This is a genomic window from Micromonospora sp. NPDC049366 (assembly GCF_044466625.1).
GTDB lineage: Bacteria > Actinomycetota > Actinomycetes > Mycobacteriales > Micromonosporaceae > Micromonospora.
This window is the reverse complement of sequence record NZ_JBITMV010000006.1, coordinates 77,896-95,685: the sequence shown is the minus strand read 5'-3', so window position 1 is coordinate 95,685 and position 17,790 is coordinate 77,896. Positions and strand designations below refer to the sequence as shown.

22 protein-coding genes are annotated in these 17,790 nt (G+C 73.6%); 13 read left to right on the top strand and 9 right to left on the bottom strand.

Annotated features, from left to right (window positions below):
• The first annotated feature begins 88 nt into the window (after positions 1-88).
• A complete protein-coding gene (locus ACIBTV_RS11180; protein WP_396703862.1) occupies positions 89-814 on the top strand; it encodes a dTMP kinase in 726 nt (241 codons plus the stop codon).
• An 11-nt stretch (positions 815-825) separates the two neighbouring features.
• Here ACIBTV_RS11180 and ACIBTV_RS11175 read toward each other — a convergent pair whose 3' ends face one another.
• A complete protein-coding gene (locus ACIBTV_RS11175; protein WP_396703861.1) occupies positions 826-1,515 on the bottom strand; it encodes an SDR family NAD(P)-dependent oxidoreductase in 690 nt (229 codons plus the stop codon).
• A 195-nt stretch (positions 1,516-1,710) separates the two neighbouring features.
• Here ACIBTV_RS11175 and ACIBTV_RS11170 point away from each other — a divergent pair, with 195 nt between their 5' ends.
• From ACIBTV_RS11170 to ACIBTV_RS11160, 3 genes are all read left to right on the top strand, one after another.
• Positions 1,711-2,625, top strand: coding sequence for a MurR/RpiR family transcriptional regulator (locus ACIBTV_RS11170; protein ID WP_396703860.1), 915 nt, complete (start codon positions 1,711-1,713; stop codon positions 2,623-2,625).
• Complete coding sequence (murQ, locus tag ACIBTV_RS11165; protein WP_396703859.1) at positions 2,622-3,581, top strand: N-acetylmuramic acid 6-phosphate etherase; 960 nt, start codon at positions 2,622-2,624, stop codon at positions 3,579-3,581. The genes ACIBTV_RS11170 and murQ overlap by 4 nt, the downstream gene beginning before the upstream one ends.
• Before the next feature lie 412 nt (positions 3,582-3,993).
• Complete coding sequence (locus tag ACIBTV_RS11160; RefSeq protein WP_396703858.1) at positions 3,994-4,983, top strand: RNA polymerase sigma factor RpoD/SigA; 990 nt, start codon at positions 3,994-3,996, stop codon at positions 4,981-4,983.
• 73 nt (positions 4,984-5,056) lie between these two features.
• Here ACIBTV_RS11160 and ACIBTV_RS11155 read toward each other — a convergent pair whose 3' ends face one another.
• On the bottom strand, positions 5,057-6,031 hold the full coding sequence (locus ACIBTV_RS11155) for an NlpC/P60 family protein (protein WP_396703857.1): 975 nt from the start codon (positions 6,029-6,031) through the stop codon (positions 5,057-5,059).
• Positions 6,032-6,579: 548 nt separating this feature from the next.
• On the opposite strand from ACIBTV_RS11155, the gene ACIBTV_RS11150 reads away from it, so the two are divergent.
• A complete protein-coding gene (locus tag ACIBTV_RS11150; RefSeq protein ID WP_396703855.1) occupies positions 6,580-7,062 on the top strand; it encodes a DUF6232 family protein in 483 nt (160 codons plus the stop codon).
• A gap of 43 nt (positions 7,063-7,105) precedes the next feature.
• Here the strand turns inward: ACIBTV_RS11150 and ACIBTV_RS11145 are convergent, their stop codons facing one another.
• Both ACIBTV_RS11145 and ACIBTV_RS11140 read right to left on the bottom strand, forming a co-directional pair.
• A complete protein-coding gene (locus ACIBTV_RS11145; protein ID WP_396703854.1) occupies positions 7,106-7,432 on the bottom strand; it encodes a DUF3817 domain-containing protein in 327 nt (108 codons plus the stop codon).
• Positions 7,433-7,457: 25 nt separating this feature from the next.
• Positions 7,458-7,895, bottom strand: a complete 438-nt coding sequence (locus tag ACIBTV_RS11140) for a hypothetical protein (protein WP_396703853.1) — start codon at positions 7,893-7,895, stop codon at positions 7,458-7,460.
• Positions 7,896-8,027: 132 nt separating this feature from the next.
• Between ACIBTV_RS11140 and ACIBTV_RS11135 the strand changes: the two genes are divergently transcribed.
• From ACIBTV_RS11135 to ACIBTV_RS11125, 3 genes are all read left to right on the top strand, one after another.
• Positions 8,028-8,366: a DUF6158 family protein gene (locus ACIBTV_RS11135; protein ID WP_396703852.1), complete on the top strand. Its 339-nt coding sequence runs from the start codon at positions 8,028-8,030 to the stop codon at positions 8,364-8,366.
• Positions 8,366-8,704: a hypothetical protein gene (locus tag ACIBTV_RS11130; protein ID WP_396703851.1), complete on the top strand. Its 339-nt coding sequence runs from the start codon at positions 8,366-8,368 to the stop codon at positions 8,702-8,704. The genes ACIBTV_RS11135 and ACIBTV_RS11130 overlap by 1 nt, the downstream gene beginning before the upstream one ends.
• Before the next feature lie 108 nt (positions 8,705-8,812).
• The gene (locus ACIBTV_RS11125; RefSeq protein WP_396703850.1) at positions 8,813-9,358 is read left to right on the top strand and encodes a DUF1360 domain-containing protein; all 546 of its coding nucleotides are present in this window, start codon (positions 8,813-8,815) and stop codon (positions 9,356-9,358) included.
• A gap of 53 nt (positions 9,359-9,411) precedes the next feature.
• Here ACIBTV_RS11125 and ACIBTV_RS11120 read toward each other — a convergent pair whose 3' ends face one another.
• From ACIBTV_RS11120 to ACIBTV_RS11110, 3 genes are all read right to left on the bottom strand, one after another.
• Positions 9,412-9,621, bottom strand: coding sequence for a hypothetical protein (locus ACIBTV_RS11120; protein WP_396703849.1), 210 nt, complete (start codon positions 9,619-9,621; stop codon positions 9,412-9,414).
• A gap of 35 nt (positions 9,622-9,656) precedes the next feature.
• Complete coding sequence (locus ACIBTV_RS11115; protein WP_377520120.1) at positions 9,657-9,890, bottom strand: hypothetical protein; 234 nt, start codon at positions 9,888-9,890, stop codon at positions 9,657-9,659.
• A gap of 309 nt (positions 9,891-10,199) precedes the next feature.
• Entirely contained in the window at positions 10,200-11,294 is a 1,095-nt protein-coding gene (locus ACIBTV_RS11110) for a 3-deoxy-7-phosphoheptulonate synthase (protein ID WP_396703848.1), read from the bottom strand.
• 287 nt (positions 11,295-11,581) lie between these two features.
• Between ACIBTV_RS11110 and ACIBTV_RS11105 the strand changes: the two genes are divergently transcribed.
• Positions 11,582-11,794, top strand: a complete 213-nt coding sequence (locus tag ACIBTV_RS11105) for a hypothetical protein (protein WP_396703847.1) — start codon at positions 11,582-11,584, stop codon at positions 11,792-11,794.
• Here the strand turns inward: ACIBTV_RS11105 and ACIBTV_RS11100 are convergent.
• Positions 11,761-12,507, bottom strand: a complete 747-nt coding sequence (locus ACIBTV_RS11100; protein ID WP_396703846.1) for a phosphodiesterase — start codon at positions 12,505-12,507, stop codon at positions 11,761-11,763. The two genes, ACIBTV_RS11105 and ACIBTV_RS11100, sit on opposite strands and share 34 nt — an antisense overlap.
• 134 nt (positions 12,508-12,641) lie before the next feature.
• Between ACIBTV_RS11100 and ACIBTV_RS11095 the strand changes: the two genes are divergently transcribed.
• From ACIBTV_RS11095 to ACIBTV_RS11085, 3 genes are all read left to right on the top strand, one after another.
• Positions 12,642-13,934 carry a M16 family metallopeptidase gene (locus ACIBTV_RS11095; RefSeq protein WP_396703845.1) on the top strand — a complete coding sequence of 431 codons (1,293 nt, stop codon included), beginning with the start codon at positions 12,642-12,644 and terminating at the stop codon, positions 13,932-13,934.
• Complete coding sequence (locus tag ACIBTV_RS11090; protein ID WP_396703844.1) at positions 13,931-15,277, top strand: M16 family metallopeptidase; 1,347 nt, start codon at positions 13,931-13,933, stop codon at positions 15,275-15,277. Before ACIBTV_RS11095 ends, ACIBTV_RS11090 begins: the two co-directional genes overlap by 4 nt.
• Before the next feature lie 295 nt (positions 15,278-15,572).
• Positions 15,573-16,598 (top strand): aspartate-semialdehyde dehydrogenase, encoded by a 1,026-nt coding sequence (locus ACIBTV_RS11085; protein ID WP_396703843.1) that lies wholly within the window; start codon positions 15,573-15,575, stop codon positions 16,596-16,598.
• 78 nt (positions 16,599-16,676) lie between these two features.
• Here ACIBTV_RS11085 and ACIBTV_RS11080 read toward each other — a convergent pair whose 3' ends face one another.
• The gene (locus ACIBTV_RS11080) at positions 16,677-17,150 is read right to left on the bottom strand and encodes a PPOX class F420-dependent oxidoreductase (RefSeq protein ID WP_396703842.1); all 474 of its coding nucleotides are present in this window, start codon (positions 17,148-17,150) and stop codon (positions 16,677-16,679) included.
• 136 nt (positions 17,151-17,286) lie between these two features.
• Here ACIBTV_RS11080 and ACIBTV_RS11075 point away from each other — a divergent pair, with 136 nt between their 5' ends.
• On the top strand, positions 17,287-17,703 hold the full coding sequence (locus tag ACIBTV_RS11075; protein WP_396703841.1) for a CBS domain-containing protein: 417 nt from the start codon (positions 17,287-17,289) through the stop codon (positions 17,701-17,703).
• Positions 17,704-17,790: the final 87 nt, after the last annotated feature.

Genomic DNA, 17,790 nt, shown 5'->3' with positions numbered 1-17,790 from the left:
ACCTGCGTCCGTCGCGGGCAGGTGCGAACCGGGATCGAACGGGACATAACGCCAAGGCCGGCGGCGCCGGTCGGATAGCCTGTGCAAGGTGGTCAGATCACTGCGGGATCGCCGCCGTCGCCGCGGCCGACTGCGCACCGTCGCCCTGATCGGGATCGACGGTTCCGGCAAGACCACCCAGGCACATCGGCTCGCCGACGCGCTCACCGCGGCCGGCCGTCCCGCCACCTACCACCGCAACGCCGGGGGCCGCCGCTGGCTCGGCCGGATCGCGCAGCGGGTCGGCCGGTCCGACGCCCAGCGGCTCGTCGGCCGCGACGGCCTCCTGGCGGTCGAGTCCGTGCTGCGCTGGGTGGCCATCGCCGCCGCGCTGGTCAGCTGCCTGCTCACCGGGCGCACCGCCGTCATGGACCGCTACGCCGCCTGCCAGTACGCGAGCATCCGGGCGCACGGCGGGCACCGGTGGGAGCGCCTCGCCCGGGCGGGCTACCGGGTCTTCCCGAAGCCGCAGGTGACGTTCCTGCTCGCCGTGGACCCGGCCGAGGCGTACCACCGGATCGAGCGGCGCGGCACCGACCACGAGACGATGGGCTGGCTCACCGCGGCCGACACCGCCTACCGGACGTTGCCCGAGTATCCGACGTTCGTGCTGGTCGACGCCGGTCGCCCTGCCGAGGAGGTGTCCCGGCAGATCCAGCGGCACCTCGCGGGCTGGCTCCCGTCCGCCGAGGTGGGGGAGGCGCCGGCCGTATCGGACCCCCCGCCGGCACCCGGCGGCGTCGCCGCGCCGCTCGCCGCCCGGGGCCGCACCTGACCGGTCGCCGGTCAGGCCCGCCCGTAGACCGGCACCGCGGCGCCGCTGGTCGGTGCCGACTCGTCGGAGGCCAGGAAGCGGATCACCGAAGCGATCTCGGCCGGAGCCACCCACCGCGAGTGGTCGGCGTCCGGTTGCGCCGCCCGGTTGGCCGGGGTGTCGATGACGCTGGGTAGGACCGTGTTGGCACGCACGCCCGACCGCCGGTACTCCACGGCGACCGCGTTGGCGAAGGCGAGCACCGCCGCCTTGGCGGTCGCGTATCCGGCGGCCCCGGGGAACGGACTGAGCGCGGCCCGGGCCGAGACGCACACCACGGCGCCCCCGCCGGCGGCCACCAGGTGCGGCAGCGCCGCCCGGGTGACCAGGTAGGTGGGGCGCAGATTGACGGTGAGCATCCGCTCGAACTCGTCGACCGGCGTCTCGTGCACCAGCCCGCCGCTGGCGTAACCGCCGACGAGGTTCACCACCGCCCGCAGCGGCGCCGCCTCGTCACCGGCCGCCGTCTCGACCGCTCGCGTCGCGTCGGCCGGATCGGTGAGGTCCGCGGCCACCCGTACCAGGTCGTCGACCGCCGGCTCCGTGGCCGTGCTCCGACGCTCCGGTACGATCACCCGCCATCCCGCCTCGCGGAACGCGGCGGTGACCGCCCCACCCAGGCCGCCTGTCCCGCCGGTCACCAGTACGCTGCGTCGCACCATGGGGCCCACGCTAACCTCGCCGTCTGATCGCCGTACGCCGGGTGCCCGGTCGGCGGCGCGGGTCGTCCCGCTGGCCGACGCGGGGGCGTCGGGCGGATGCCACGCTGTCCCGGAGGGTGGGCCCGGTCGGCGGTAGTTTCCCCAACACGCGCGGTCATGGTTGACGCTCGCGCCTCATGAAAGTAAGTTTCATCCGTGGCGAAGAGTTCGAAGATTTCTGCGAGTCACGAGCCCGGTGGGCTGATCGTCCACATCAGTGGCTTGCTCCCGTCGCTGTCGCCGGCCGAGCAGCGCGTCGCCCGGCTGGTCGTCGCCGACCCGGCCGACGCGGCCCGCCGGACGATCACCGACCTCGCCACCGCGGCCGAGACCTCCGAGGCCACCGTCATCCGGTTCTGCCGGTCGGTCGGCATGGACGGCTACCCGCAGCTGCGCATTCGGCTCGCCGCCGAGGCCGCCCGCCGGATCGAGCCGCCGGACGCGCGCGTCGTCGGCGGTGACATCCCGCCGGGTGCCGACCTGGCGCAGATCATCGCGACCATCGCCTTCAACGACGCCCGCGCCGTCGAGGAGACGGCCGAGCAGCTCGACCCGGCCGTCTGCGAGCAGGTGGTGGACGCCATCGCCGGTGCCGGCCGGATCGACGTCTACGGCGCCGGCGCCAGCGGCTTCGTCGCCTCCGACTTCCAGCAGAAGCTGCACCGCATCGGCCGCACCGCCTTCTACTTCCCGGACGTGCACACGGCGTTGACCTCCGCCGCGCTGCTCGGGCGCGGTGACGTCGCCGTCGGCATCTCGCACACCGGCACCACCTCGGACGTGATCGAGGTGCTGGAACAGGCGCGTGGCCGGGGGGCGACCACCGTGGCGCTGACCAACTTCCCGCGCTCCCCGCTGACCGAGGTGGCCGACTTCGTCCTCACCACCGCGGCCCGGGAGACCACCTACCGGTCCGGCGCCATGGCGAGCCGGCTGGCCCAGCTCACCGTGGTCGACTGCCTGTTCGTCGGGGTGGCCGCGCGCAACCGGACCCGCGCGAAGAAGGCCCTGGAGGCGACGGCCGAGGCCGTCCAGTCGCACCGGGTGGGCGGCGGACGGAGGCGGGGATGACCGCCGGCGCCGTGGAGCCGGACGAGGTGTCGTCACCCAGCCCGGACCCCCGCCCGGTCATCCGGGTCGGCGCCCCCACCGAACGTCGTAACCCGCTCAGCGCCGACCTGGACCTGCTGTCGACGCGAGACATGCTCCGCGTGATCAACGACGCCGACCGGCGGGTGCCGGCCGCGGTCGCCGCGGTGCTCGACGAGATCGCCGCCACGGTCGACCTGGCCGTGGCCGCGCTGCGGGGCGGCCACCGGGTGCACTACTTCGGCGCCGGCACCTCCGGCCGGCTCGGGGTGCTCGACGCCGCCGAGCTCGCCCCCACCTTCAACTCGCCCCGGGGCTGGTTCTGTGCCCACCTGGCCGGCGGCCCGGACGCGATGTGGCAGGCCGTGGAGGACGCCGAGGACGACGACCGGGGCGGAGCGGCCGAGGCGGCGGAGTGCGTACGCGCCGGTGACCTGGTGGTCGGTCTGGCGGCCAGTGGACGCACCCCGTACGTCCTGGGGGCGCTCGCCGCGGCCCGCGCCAAGGGGGCCTCGACGGTGCTGCTCTGCGCCAATCCGGAGGCCGAGGCCGCCGGTTCGGTCGACGTGTTCATCGGGGTGGATTCCGGACCCGAGGTGGTCACCGGCTCGACCCGCATGAAGGCGGGCACCGCACAGAAACTGGTGCTCAACGCGTTCTCGACGGCCGTGATGGTCCGGCTGGGCCGGGTCTACTCGAACCTCATGATCGACATGGTCGCGACCAACGCGAAACTCCGGGGACGGATGATCTCGATCCTCGTGGAGGCGACAGGCTGCTCCGAGGAGGTCTCCCGCCGAGCGCTCGCCGAGGCCGACGGTGACCTGAAGACCGCCCTGGTCTCGCTGGTCTCCGGGGCCGGGGTTCCGGCCGCCCGCGCCGCCCTGGCACGCTCGGCCGACCAGGTCCGGGGAGCGCTCGCCCTGCTCGCTTCCTGACCCACCGGGCGCGCCGCCGGGCCCAGGGCATAGAACCGGGCTGCGGATTGTTCAACCAGGCGCGGGGTAATACCAACTCCGTGGATGAACCGACCCGTCCATCGGCGCGTATCCAGCAGTGACCAGGATCGCACCGCACTGGTGACCCGGGTCGCTGTGCCCCACGACATCGCGGTGTTGCCATATCGAGGGGCCGGCCGCGACCGGGGTCGCCGACCCGTCCGAGGTGCCCATCGGCGCGCCACCCGGGCGGGGTGCTGACAGCAAACATGGATTGGGCTCTCAGCTACTACTCAGGCATTCGTGACACTTTCGACTCACGACATGGAATCCCCGACACGTCTTATCTGTTGTGTAGGTGTCAGCGCCGGGGGGCACAGCGGAAGTTGCGGGGGAGCTGATGGACGTGGGGATGGCAAGGAACCGGGCAACCGGCGCGAGCGAGGGGACCGTGGGCAACGTGGACAAGAACATCGGCATGCGGACCGACGAGGTCGCCGAGGAGCGCGACCTGGTCGGCGTCTACCTGCACGAGATCTCCCGGACGCCACTGCTGGACGCCGCCAAGGAGGTCGACCTCTCCAAGGCGATCGAGGCCGGCCTCTACGCCGAGCACCTGCTCGACGAGGACCGCGTCCCCGCCGGTGTCGACCGGGCGGACCTGGAGCGGCTGGTCGTCGAGGGTGAGCGCGCGAAGGACCTGTTCATCCGCGCGAACCTGCGACTGGTCGTGTCGATCGCCCGTCGCTACGTGCGGTCGGGCATGCCCATGCTGGACCTGATCCAGGAGGGCAACACCGGCCTCGTCCGGGCGGTCGAGAAGTTCGACTACGAGCGGGGCTACAAGTTCTCGACGTACGCCACCTGGTGGATCCGCCAGGCGATCAGCCGGGCGATCGCCCAGCAGGAGCGCACCGTGCGACTGCCGGTGCACCTGGTGGAGGACGTCAACCGGATGCGCAACGTCGCCCGTCAGCTCACCCGTGAGCTGGGCAGCGACCCGGAGCCGGAGCAGATCGCGGCGGCGCTCGGCGTCACCGTCGAGCGGGTCAACGAGCTGGTCCGCTGGTCGCAGGACACCGTGTCGCTGGACACCCCGGTCGGCGACGACGGCGACACCAACCTCGGCGACCTGGTCGCCGACAGCGACGCCCCGTCGCCGGAGGACATCGTCCTGACCGGGCTGGAGCGGCAGCGCATCGAGGGTCTGCTCAACCACCTCGACGACCGCTCGGCGGGCATCATGCGGGCCCGCTACGGGCTGGAGGACGGCCGTGAGCACTCGCTCACCGAGGTCGCCTCGCGGTTCTCGCTCTCCCGGGAGCGGATCCGCCAGCTGGAGATCCAGGCCCTCGGTCGGCTCCGCGAGCTGGCCCGGGCCGAAGGGCTGCAGGCAGCCTGAGCTGGTAGTGAAGACGGCGAACGGCCGGCGTCCGATAGGGGGACGCCGGCCGTTCGCCGTCTTCCGGGTCGGGCTACCGCACCCGGCCGTAGCCGTGGATCGGCATCATGTTCATCCCGCGCTTGAGCACGTTGCGCCCGGCGCTGGGCGCGTCGATCACCTGGCCACCGCCGATGTACAGGGCGACGTGCCCGAGCCCGCTGTAGAACACCAGGTCACCCGGGCGGAGCTCGCCGCGACCGATGTGCGCCACCGCGGCCCACTGCATCCGGGCGTTGTGCGGCAGTGACTTGCCGGCCGCCCGCCAGGCCGCGAGGGTCAGGCCGGAGCAGTCGTAGCCGTTCGGGCCCTCGCCGGCCCACGCGTACGGCTTGCCGACCGCGCCGTACGCGTAGCGGACCGCCACCCCGGCCTGGCCGGAGATCGCCGGTGCCTCGTCTCGGGCGGCGGCCGGTCGCGGCGCCGGTGCCTCGGTCGCCCGGCCGTACGCCTGGCGGCGCAGCTCGTAGAGCCGGGCCAGGTCCCGCTCGATGCGTTTCTTGGCGTTGTCCAGCTCCCGGGCCTGGGCGGCCTGCCGGGCGAGCACCCGGCTCAGCCGGCTCTTCTCGTCGATGAGCTGCCGCTGGCTGGTGGTGAACCCCTCGATCTGCTCCTGGCGCTGCCGGGTCAGCTGGTCGATCGCGCCGAGCCGGTCGAGCACGGCGGCCGAGCCGCCCGGTCGCAGCAGCGCGTCGGCGGTCCGCAGGCCGCCCGTCTTGTACGCGGTCGCGGCCAGTTCGGCGACGTCCGCGCGGCTCTGCGCGGCCTGCCGTTCCAGCGGGCCGATGCGGGCCTGTAATCGGTCCGCCGCGGCCTTGTTGGACTTGATCTCCTCGGAGAGCTTGTTGTACGCCTCGACCACCCGCTCCAGCTCGCTGGAGGACTTCTCGATCTGCCGGGTGAGGTCGGCCGGAGACGGTTCGGCGTGCGCCGCCGTCGCCGGGGCGATCAGCGCGGCCGACAGGCCGGTGACCGCCAGCGTACGCAGCAGTCTGCTCAGGGATGACAAGAGCGGAAGGCTCCTCTCCCACGGCCGCCGGCGGCTTGCTGACGCCTTCGGCGGCACCGGACCGAGGCCCTCCGGGTGGTGGGCGCTGAGCCGGGCCGGCTCGCCGAATCTAACCCGGGACACCTGTCGCCCGCAGTGGAAGTCGGGGCGAATGTTGTCGAAGTGGTGGAAAGTGCGGCTGCGGCAGGTGACCCACCGTGATCACTAACGAGGCGAGCGCGCCGGAGACGCGCCTGGCTTGCGGCATTTGCAGGGGTGGATGACATTCGTCGTTGTCAGCGCATGCCGCCGGATTGCAGGCCGCCATAACCGACAAAGGCCGAAATGGATTCCCTTTCCCGGCAATGTCCCGTCGGACCCGGCCCCGGGTAGTCGGGGAAATGGCGGTACGTGTTGGCGACGCCACCACACAATGGACCGCGGAGCCGGGATTCCCGCCGACCGGCACCGATGCCACCACCTCGGCGGGGAGCCGACCCGGCCGACCGCCGCGGGAGGAATCCGTGAGTCCTGAAGGCGCCACCACACGAGCGCCGCGCTCACCGAGGGTGACCGGCGCGAAAACGACGCTGCTCTATGCCCGTCCCGGCATCATCGTGACCGTCGACCGATTCACCGTCGGCCGCCTCACCTTCCAGGTCGCCGAACTCACCCACCTGCGCAGCACCCGGGGCCCGCACGACCGGATCGCCGTGCGCGCCGTCGCCACCAGCGGAGCGGCGATCGGCGGCGTCGGGCTGCTGCTCGGCTTCAGCGGCGGGCTGCAACGGCTCACCGCCGGCGCGTACCTGCTCCTCGGCGCGGTGCTGCTGGTGCCCGTGCTGATCGCCGTCGCCGGCGACCGCTGGCGGCCGCCCCCGTACGAGCTGTGGGGGCTCTACCGGGGCGACAGTGTGCTGCTGTTCAGCACCGACGACGAGCGGCAGTTCGGCCAGGTCACCCGAGCCCTGGTGCGAGCCCGTGAGATGAACCGCTACGGCGGGTGGAACGAACCCCTCGCCTCGGTCGACCCCTGGCGACCGAGCCGCTGACCGGTCGGCGCCGGTCAGGCCGACCCCGGCCGGCGCCGACCGGTCAACCGGCGACCGGCTCCGGGGTGCGCTCGGCGGGGCGGTTGACCCAACCGGTCACCCGACGCTCGGCGTAGAACGAGACGAAGGGCACGGTGCCGGCCAGCATCACCGCGAGCATCCGCTTGAGCGGCCAGTCCGCCCGGCGGGCCAGGTCGAACGCGGCCACCAGGTAGACCATGTAGAGGAAACCGTGCGCCGGGCCGATGGTCTCCACCACGACCGGGTTGTCGAACACGTACTTCAGCGGCATGCCGACCACGACCAGCAGGATCAGCACCACGCCCACGATCCAGGCGATCGCGCGGTACCGGGTAAGGGCTCCGCCCACCTCTGTCCGTCCTTCCGAACCCGGCTCAGCCGGGGTAGTCACCGGGCTTCGCTCCCGGATTGGCGTTCAACCATGACAGGTAGTGGTTGTAGGCGGCCAGGTCGGCGTCCTCCACCCCGTCGGGTGCCACCGGCACCCGACGCACCCGCACCGGACGGCGTACCGCCGGTCGGTCGGCGACCGCCGCCGAGCCGTCCGTGACGGCGGCCGGAACCGGCGACGGCCCGCCCTCCGGCTCGGCGCCCGACGTCTCGTCGCCGCGCAGGGTGTGCCGCAGCTCACGCCACCACACGAAGACCACGAACGCCGCGAAGATCGGCCACTCGAAGGCGTACGCCCAGCTGAGCGTGTTGCCCGAGGCCGCGCGGCTGATCTGCCACCAACCCAGCGCGAGGAACGCGCCGACGAGCACGACCATGGCCACGTGGCGGGCGATCCACGCCGGTGTCCAGAGCCGATTCATGGCATCGAGGGTACCGGCACCCACGTGTCTCTCCGACGCGGCGTCGTAGTTGTGTCCGGCGATGTGAGGTTTGCTGGCACCCCGGTTGGGCAACCGTCTAGATGCCAGCCCAGACGAGACAGGGGGCCGACGATGACCGGATCGGTACGACAGGACGGATACCCGTCGAGCGGCGCTGCGGACGCCAGCCCCGAACAGCGGATGCCCGAGTGGAACGGCGACCACCTGGCCGACCCGGCCACCGCCGGCCTCGACGGCGGCGGTGAGCTGGGCATCGACCCGGCCGAGCTGGCCGACGAGGACCTGATCCGCGAGATGCACAGCCTGCACCGCACCCGGCTCGACACGCTGCGGCACGCCTCCGACTCGGCCCTCGCCAACCACCTGCGGCGCACGGCCGAGCTGGAGACCGAATACCTGGCCCGCCACCCCGCCCGTGAGGTCGACCCGAGCCGGCTGCGGGACGAGTGATGGGGGCACAGGCCGACCGCGGCATGTCCGCCCCACCGGAGGTCGTCTTCAGCACGGCGACCGACCCCGACCGGGCGTCCGCCTGGCTGCCCGGGGAGCTGCGCACCGACGGCGCCGCCGCGCCGGAGATCACCGGCGAGGAGCTGCGCGCCCGGTGGAACGCCCCGTCGCCGGCCGAGCTGTCCGGCGAGATCCGGGTCGACCCGGCGGACGCCGGGGGCGCGCGCGTCCGCTTCGAACTCCTGGGCGACACCGGCACGGCCGACGCCGACCGGCTCGCCGCGGAGGCGCTGGACGCCCTGGCCCGCGAGGTTGCCGACAACCTCCAGGCCGGCTGAGCCGGCCCGGGCCGGGCCGCGTCCGGCGGCACCGGACGGGCCGCCGTTCCCGCCGGCCGGGCCGACCCCGGCCGGCGACACCCGCAGGACGCGAGACGAGGAGATCGGGTGACCGACAGCGGCTTGAAGCAGAGGGTGGCGCGGCTGCGCCAGGCGTACGCGCCCCACGAGCACCGGCCACTCGGCGGCTACCTGGCCGCCATGGGCACGTACGCGGGCGTCACGGGCGCGCTCGCCGGCCTGGTCAAGGCGACCGGGCGGCCGGTGCCCGAGCGCCCCTCCCCGGCCGACGTGGTGCTGTTGTCGATCGCCACGCACAAGCTCAGCCGGCTGCTCTCCAAGGACGCCGTGACGAGCCCACTGCGCGCCCCGTTCACCCGCTACGACCGGCCCATCGGCAGTGGCGAGGTGATGGAGCAGGTTCGCGACTCGGGCAGCTCCGCCCGGCACGCGATCGGGGAGCTGCTGAGCTGCCCGTTCTGCCTCGCGGTCTGGGTGGCCACCGGGCTCACCGGCGGCCTGGTGCTCGCCCCGCGGCTCACCCGCCTGGTGGCCACCGCGCTGACCGCGGTCGCCGCGTCGGACTTCCTCCAGATGGGGTACGCCGTGGCGCAGCAGGCCGCCGAGGGCGGCGGTCACGACGACGAGGACTGACCGGGACACCAGGAGGGGCCGACGCGATCCGCGCCGGCTCCTCCTTCGTACGGTCAGGTCGGGGTCGTCCCGTGCTCCTGGCCGGCCCAGCCGCGGGGGGCCTCCGTCTCCCGCTCGTCCTCGTCGGCGTCGGTGATGACGTCGCGGTCCACCGCGGTGCGGTCGTGCTCGTTGGCGAAGTCCGGCTCGGGCAGCGTGTCCACGCCCTCCGGCGGTTGGCCCAGCGCCGGGACCTTCTCGTGCGGCTCCTCGTGATGGGACATCGGTTTCCTCCTTCCGCCGGGGGCGCGGGGGCTGGTCAGGTGACCGACCCGCCGAGCAGGTCCGCCGCCTCGTCCACCGCGTACTCGCCCTCGGGCAGCGCGGCGATGCGGGTGAGCCAGTGCGCGGGCAGCTCGGCCGCGACCGCCCGGCGGTAGATGTCCGCCTGGCTGATCCGCTCCTGGCCGTGGTAGAGGTCCTCGAGCAGGTCGTCGAGGCGTCGGGTGTCCGGCTCGTCGGTCACGGGTGCGTCGTCGGTCACGGCGATCAGCTACCCGTGCCCGAATCGGTCAAACCCGCCCGGCGTCGGCGGGGCCGCCCCGGAGACAGCGACGCCCCGGCCCGAGGGCCGGGGCGTCGCTGGGTGTCGGTGTGCAGGTCGCCTCTCGGCGAGTGGCTCGACGCGGCTCCAGCCGGACGGTATTCCGCGAAGGCAGTTGGGTGAGGCCCGGGGACACTGGACACACCGACACCCCACACAACCAGGCCACCCTACCTGTTCTTCCACCCCACCCTGTGCCCCCCGCCACACCCCGCCCCAACCGGCCGGGGCGGGGCGCCCCGGGAGGGGAGGGGTGGGTCAGGCGGGGGTGGGGAGGGTGGCGCGGCGGGCGCGGACGGCGGCGGCGAGCCGGTCGAGGACCTCGTCAGTGGTGTCCCAACCCATGCAGGCGTCGGTGACGGACTTGCCGTACTCCAGCTCGCGGGTGGGGTCGAGGTCCTGGCGGCCGGGCTGGAGGAAGCTCTCCAGCATGATGCCGACGATGCCGCGCTGCCCGGCGGCGAGCTGGGCGGCCACGTCGTCGGCCACCACCGGCTGGTTGCGGTGGTCCTTGCCGCTGTTGGCGTGGCTGGCGTCGACCACCACCCGCTCCGGCAGACCAGCGGCCCGCAGCAGGTCGATCGCGCCGGCGACCGACTCGGCGTCGTAGTTGGGGCGTCCGCCGCCGCCGCGGAGCACCAGGTGCCCGTCCGCGTTGCCGCGGGTGTGCATGATCGCCGGGGTGCCGGAGAAGTCGATGCCGGGGAAGACGTGCGGTACGCCGGCGGCGCGGATCGCGTCCACGGCGGTGCCGATGCTGCCGTCCGGGCGGTTCTTCATGCCGATCGGCATGGAGAGGCCGGAGGCGAGCTGGCGGTGCACCTGGCTCTCCACCGTGCGGGCGCCGATCGCGCCCCACGCCACCGTGTCCGCGATGTACTGCGGGGTGATCGGGTCGAGGAACTCGCACCCCACCGGCAGGCCGACGCGCAGGACGTCGAGCAGGAGCGAGCGGGCCAGCCGCAGACCGGTGTTGACGTCGCCCGAGCCGTCCAGCGCGGGGTCGTTGATCAAGCCCTTCCAGCCGACCGTCGAGCGGGGCTTCTCGAAGTAGACCCGCATGACGATCAGCAGGTCGTCGGCGACCCGGTCGGCCGCCACGCGCAGCCGTCGGGCGTAGTCCAGGGCCGCGGCCGGGTCGTGCACCGAGCACGGGCCGACCACGACGAGCAGGCGGTCGTCCGCGCGGTCGAGCACCCGGCCGACGGCGCGCCGGCCGGCCAGCACGGCCGAGGCGAGCGTGTCGTCCAGGGGCAGTTCGTGGTGCAGCAGGGCCGGGGTCGTCAGCGGCACGACACGATCGATCCGCTGATCACTGACCCGATCGGTCTCCGGGGTCGTCACGGTGGGCATCCTTTCGCCGACCGTGCCCCGGGGCCGGTGCCCGGGTCGAGCCGGCTGCTCGTACACGAAAGGGCAGGAACCTGAGGTCCTGCCCGGCCGGCTCGAAGAGGGTGACGTCAGATCATGGTGAAGTCACCGGCTCCTCCAGCCGGCTGCCTAAACCATCGATACGACCGCGTCACGGGACCAAGCGTACCCGACGGCCGGGGGAACCCTCAGCCACACGTCCGCCTGGCGGGACCGGCGCGCGGCGGGCCCGGGCGTGTGGACGGCCGGCCGGGGGTATGAGGGGTGCCATGACCGACGAGCAGAACGATCAGGACCGCGTCGACGCCCGCGCCCACCTGCTGCCCGAGGAGGCGGCGGTCGGCAGCGACGACCCCGAGGCGCAGGCGGAGGCGATCCTCACCGAGTCGGACCTCCGGGAGGACCGGAACATGGCGCCGGACACCTTCCTGGAGCACCGGACCTCCGATCAGACGGTGACCCCCAACGAGCCGCCGGACTGAACCCGGGCGCCGTGGGCCTCCCGGGAACCCCGGTAGGTCTGCGCCCGCAACCAGGCCATCGGCCCGACGGCGGACAGGCCGGCCGGCAGGTTGCCGATCGGGTCGAAGGCCAGCGCTGCGTCCTGTCGGGCGCTGAGCTGGGTGCCGATGCTGACCTGCCCGAACGGTCGCCACCGCCCGGTGGCGGACGCGACCGCGAGCACCAGCCGCGGCTCGTCCGCCCGGGTGGCGGCGCCGACGTCGGCGAGGCTGCGGCCCAGGTCGGTCGACTCCGGGTCGGCGAGCGCGGCCAGCCACACCCGCCGGCCACGGGCGTGCAGCGGCATGATCGTGGTGTACGTCCCGGCGAAGCGTCGCCGTGGCAGCGGCACCGCCCGCAGCGCCGGCGGCGCGGCGCTGGAGCTGGCCAACAGGTCGAACGGGCGTTCCTCGTCGAGATGGACGCGCACCGCCAGGCCCAGCACGTCCGGCCAGCTGCCCGGTGTCGGCACGCCCTTGGAGAGCCGGACCGTCGCCGGGTACCGCCCCGGCTCGTCGAGCAGAGCCACCCCGGTCGGCGGTCCCGCCGTACCCCAGATCGTCACCTCACCGGCGAACGAGCGGCCGGCCGGGTGGAGCGCGCGGGCCCGGCGCAGGTGGGCCAGCGCGGCGGCGGCCAGGCGCAGGGCGGAGCCGGCGCGGGACGCGATGGGGTGCGGGCTGGGCGCGGACATGCACCCCCGGTACCCGGGCCGGCGCGGTCGATGCGTCCGGACGGTGACGCCGCCCGGCTCATGGTGGATCGCCCCGGCTCGCCCGGCGGCCGCACGTCACGTTTCCGCCCTTGCGATCGGATAGCGTCGGGGTCATGCCCGACAGCGGTTACCCCTGGCCCATCGAGACGATCCGACTGGACAACGGCCTGCGCGTCGTCGTGAGCGAGGACCGCACCGCGCCGGCGGTGGCGGTGAACCTCTGGTACGACGTCGGTTCGCGGCACGAGCCGGAAGGGCAGACCGGGTTCGCCCACCTCTTCGAGCACCTGATGTTCGAGGGCTCGTTGAACGTCGCCAAGACCGAACACATGAAGCTGATCCAGGGTTCGGGTGGCTCGCTCAACGCCACCACCAACCCGGACCGGACGAACTACTTCGAGACCGTCCCCGCCGAGCACCTGGAACTCGCCCTCTGGCTGGAGGCGGACCGGATGGGCGGCCTGGTCCCGGCGCTGACCCAGGAGACGCTCGACAACCAACGCGAGGTCGTCAAGAACGAGCGGCGCCAGCGGTACGAGAACGTGCCCTACGGTGACGCCTGGCTGCGGCTGCTGCCGCTGCTCTACCCGCCCGGACACCCCTACCACCACGCGACGATCGGCTCGATGGCCGACCTGAACGCCGCCGCGCTGGAGACCTTCCAGGAGTTCCACCGGACGTACTACGCGCCCAACAACGCGGTGCTCACGGTGGTCGGCGACGTGTCCGCCGTGGAGGTGTTCGCGCTGGTCGACAAGTACTTCGGCGCGATCCCGGCGCGGTCGGAGATCCCACCCGCGCCGGACGGCCGGACGGTCCCGGCGACCGGGCGGCCCGCCGTCGAGACGGTCACCGCCGACGTGCCGGCCCCCCGGGTGTACGTCGCCCACCGCACCCACCCGTTCGGCAGCCCCGGCTACGACGTGATGACCGTGCTCGCCACGGTGCTCGGCAGCGGCCGGGGCAGCCGGCTCTACCAGCGGCTCGCCGACGGTGAACGGATCGCGCAGCCGGACCTCGTCGGGGCGTACGGGGTGGACCTGGCGCACGCGCCGGCACCACTGATCGCCACCGCCACGGCCCGTCCCGGGGTGAGCGCCGAGCGGCTGGCCGCCGGGCTGCACGCCGTCATCGACGAGTTGGTCACCGTGCCGGTCACCGCCAGCGAGCTGGACCGCGCCAAGGCGTTGCTCAGCACCGCGTGGTGGCGGCAGATGTCCACCGTGGACGGTCGGGCGGACACGCTGGGCCGCTACGCCACCCAGTTCGGCGATCCGGCCCGCGCCGCCGAGCGCCTGCCCGCCTGGCTCGCGGTGACCGCCGAGCAGATCGCCGAGGCCGCCGCCGAGGTGCTCGCCGCCGACGACCGGGTGACCCTGACCTACCACGCCGAGGAGACGTCGTGACCCTGATCGCCTCGCGCCCCGGCCCGGGCGCCGCCCGCCCCTACCGGTTCCCGCCGGTGGTCCGCCGCACCGTGGCCGGCGGTCAGATCGTCGCCGCGCACCTGCCCGGGCAGAACCTCGCGGTCGCGCTGCTGCTGCTCGACGCCGGCGCCGGCCGGGAGCCCACCGGCAAGGAGGGCCTCGGCGGGGTGCTCGCCAAGGCCCTGGAGGAGGGCACCGCCCAGCGGGACGCGGCCGCGTACGCGCTCGCCGTCGAAGGGCTCGGCACCGAGCTGGTGACCGGGCTGGACTGGGACTCGTTCCAGGTCAGCGTGCAGGTCCCGGTGGACCGGGTGACCGCCGCCGTGGAACTGCTCGCCGAGGCCGCCCGTACGCCCCGACTCGACCCGGAGGACGTCCGCCGGGTACGCGATGACGAGGCCACCGCGCTGCGGATGGACTGGGCCAACCCGGGCCCCCGGGCGGACGCGGCACTGCGCGCCGACCTGTTCGGCGCCGAGAATCGGTGGGGCCGGCCGATGTACGGCGACCCGGACTCGGTCGCCGGCCTGGACGTGGAGGACGTGACGGTCTTCCACTCCGAGTGGTTCATCCGCCCCGGCACCCTGATCGTCGCCGGCGACCTGGACCGGATCGACCTGGACGCGCTGGGCGCGGCGGCGTTCGCCGGCACCGGCGGCGGGCCGGTGGAGCGCGGCGGGCCGATCGAGGTGCCGCTGCACGACAGTCGGCGGATCCTCCTGGTCGACCGCCCCGGCTCGGTGCAGTCCACGCTGCGGCTCGGGCACCCGTCGCCGCACCGCGCCCACCCCGACCACGTGCCGACGAGCCTCGCCGGCACGGTGCTCGGCGGCGCGTTCACCTCCCGGCTCAACCACCTCATCCGTGAGGTGCGCGGCTACACGTACGGGATCCGGGGCGACTTCGCCTCGTCCCGCCGGTTCGGCCGGTTCGCGGTCAGCTCCGGTGTCCAGACGGCCGTGACCGCGGCCGCGCTGGTCGAGGCGGTCGGCGAGATCAGCCGTACGCAGAGCGGCGGGGTGACCGAGGAGGAGCTGGCGGTGGCCCGGTCGTGGCGGGCCGGCCAGCTGTCGGTGGAGTTGCAGAGCCCCCGGGCCATCGCCTCGGCGCTGGCCACGCTGGTGGTGCACGACCTGCCGGACGACTACCACGCCCGACTGCGGGAGGCGCTGCTCGCCGCCGACGTCGACCAGGTCAGCGCGGCCGCCGCCGCGCACCTGCACCCGGAGTCGCTGACGTTGGTGATCGAGGGTGACGCGGCGGTGATCCGTGACGAACTCGCCGCCACCGACCTGGGCGAGCTGATCGACATCCCCCGCTGACCCCCGGGTCCGCGCTCGTTCCCGGAGGAAGTGGCCGTCCGCGTGTGGCGGCCACTGCCTCCGGGGCCGGGGCCGGGGCCGGGGCTCGGGTGTGAGGTGGATCGCACGTCTGGACAGGCTTCGGCTCCCGGGTCGCTCGGTGCGGGATCTTGCGGGCGTCGCGGCTATCGACGGTGGTGTTTCCGCGGCGGGCCGGACCGCCGCGCCGGTCGCGTGGGCGGAACGGGTGTGACGTCTGCCCAGGCGCGGGGAAAGCGCTCCCCCTCCCGGCCCGGCGCTGGGTAGCCTCGCGGGCATGAGGATCGGCATTGTGGGGGCCACCGGCCAGGTCGGTGGTGTGATGCGGCAGGTGCTGGCGGAACGGGAGTTCCCGGCGGAGCAGGTGCGGTTGTTCGCGTCCGCGCGGTCGGCGGGGCGCGCCCTGCCGTGGCGGGACGGCGAGATCACCGTGGAGGACGCCGCCACCGCCGACTACTCCGGGCTGGACATCGTGCTCTTCTCGGCGGGCAAGGGCACCGCGAAGGAGCTCGCCCCCCGGGTCGCCGAGGCCGGTGCCGTGGTGATCGACAACTCGTCCGCGTTCCGGATGGACCCGGACGTGCCACTGGTCGTCGCCGAGGTGAACCCCCACGCCGCCGCCGCACGCCCCAAGGGCATCATCGCCAACCCGAACTGCACCACGATGGCCGCGATGCCGGTGCTGCGTCCGCTGCACGCCGAGGCGCAGCTGGTCAGCCTGGTCGTGTCGACGTACCAGGCGGTGTCCGGCGCCGGGCTGGCCGGCGTCGCCGAGCTGGACGAGCAGGTCCGCAAGGTCGCCGAGCACGCCAGCGGGCTCACCTTCGACGGCCGCGCGGTCGAGTTCCCGGCGCCCCGCTCGTTCGCGCAGCCCATCGCGTACAACGTGCTCCCGCTCGCCGGCTCGATCGTGGACGACGGCTCATTCGAGACCGACGAGGAGCAGAAGCTCCGCAACGAGAGCCGCAAGATCCTGGAGATCCCCGGCCTGAAGGTCTCCGGCACCTGCGTCCGGGTGCCCGTCTTCACCGGCCACTCGCTCCAGATCAACGCGCGGTTCGCCCGGCCGATCACCCCGCGGCACGCCCGGGAGCTGCTCGCGGACGCGCCCGGTGTGGCCCTCTCCGACGTGCCCACCCCGTTGCAGGCGGCCGGCCAGGACCCGACCTACGTCGGACGGATCCGGGCCGACGAGACCGTCGACAACGGGCTCGCGCTGTTCTGCTCCAACGACAACCTCCGCAAGGGCGCCGCGCTCAACGCCGTGCAGATCGCCGAGCTGGTCGCCGCCGAGCGCCGCTGATCGGACCCGCGCCGGCGGCTCGTGGAGGCGGAGAACGATCCGTCTCCACGAGCCGCGGCCCGGAAGCTCCCCGGCCGGTCAGGCCCGTGGCGGGATGCCGTACGTCCGCTCGACGTGCAGGCGCAGCACCAGCCGCCGCTCGGCGACCATCGCCCGCCGGTAGTCGTCCCAGTCGGGGTGCTCGCCCTGGATCGACCGGTAGACCCCCACGAGCTCCTCGACGGTGGCGTCGCCGGGATCGGCGGCCACCGGGGTCAACTCGGCGCGCGCCTCGACCACCGCGTACGCCCAGCCGTCCTCGCTGCTCACGTGGAAGGTGGCGCGCGGGTCCCGGCGCAGGTTGGCCGTCTTGGCCCGATCGTCGGTCACCGACACCCGGATGACGCCGGCCGCCCGGTCGAACGAGTGGACCACCGTGGACAGCTGCGGCCGGCCGTCCCGCCGGATGGTCGCGAGGACGCCCAGGTGACGGGCGGCGATCAGGTCGCTCAGGGCGCGTTCGGTCTGCTCGTCCGGCACGGTCTCCTCCACATCTCCGGTCGGAGGTCCCATCCAAACACGCCCCGCCGGCCCCCGCGACCGCCACGTCGACGAGGTGCCCGCGCACCGGATCGGCGGCCTCCCGACGGCGTTACCCCGCCCCGAGCGGCGGGTAGACGGCCCGTGCCGACACCGAGAGGGGAGCACCATGACAACGGTCGGAGAGTTCATGACGACCCGGTTGGTGACGATGGACGGCAACGACACGCTCACCGCCGCGGCACAGGAGATGCGCGACAGCGCCATCGGCGACGTGGTGGTGACCGATGGCGACAACGTGGTCGGCATTGTGACGGACCGGGACATCACGGTCCGGGCGGTGGCGGAGAACATGGACCCCAGCTCCACCCAGCTCAACCAGATCACGTCGAAGGACGTGGTGACGGTGAGCCAGTACGACGACGCGGTCGCCGCCGCCGACCTGATGCGTACCTACGCGGTGCGACGTCTTCCGGTCATCGACGACGGGCGCCTCGTCGGCCTCGTCTCGATGGGTGACCTCGCCGTCGAGCGGGAGCCGCAGTCGGTGCTCGCGGACATCAGCGCCGACGACCCGAACAACTGACCGTCCGCCGCGGACACCGTCGGCTCCCCGGGACTTCCCCGGGGAGCCGACGCGTCTCCCACCCCGACGGGCCGCGCTCCCGGGCGG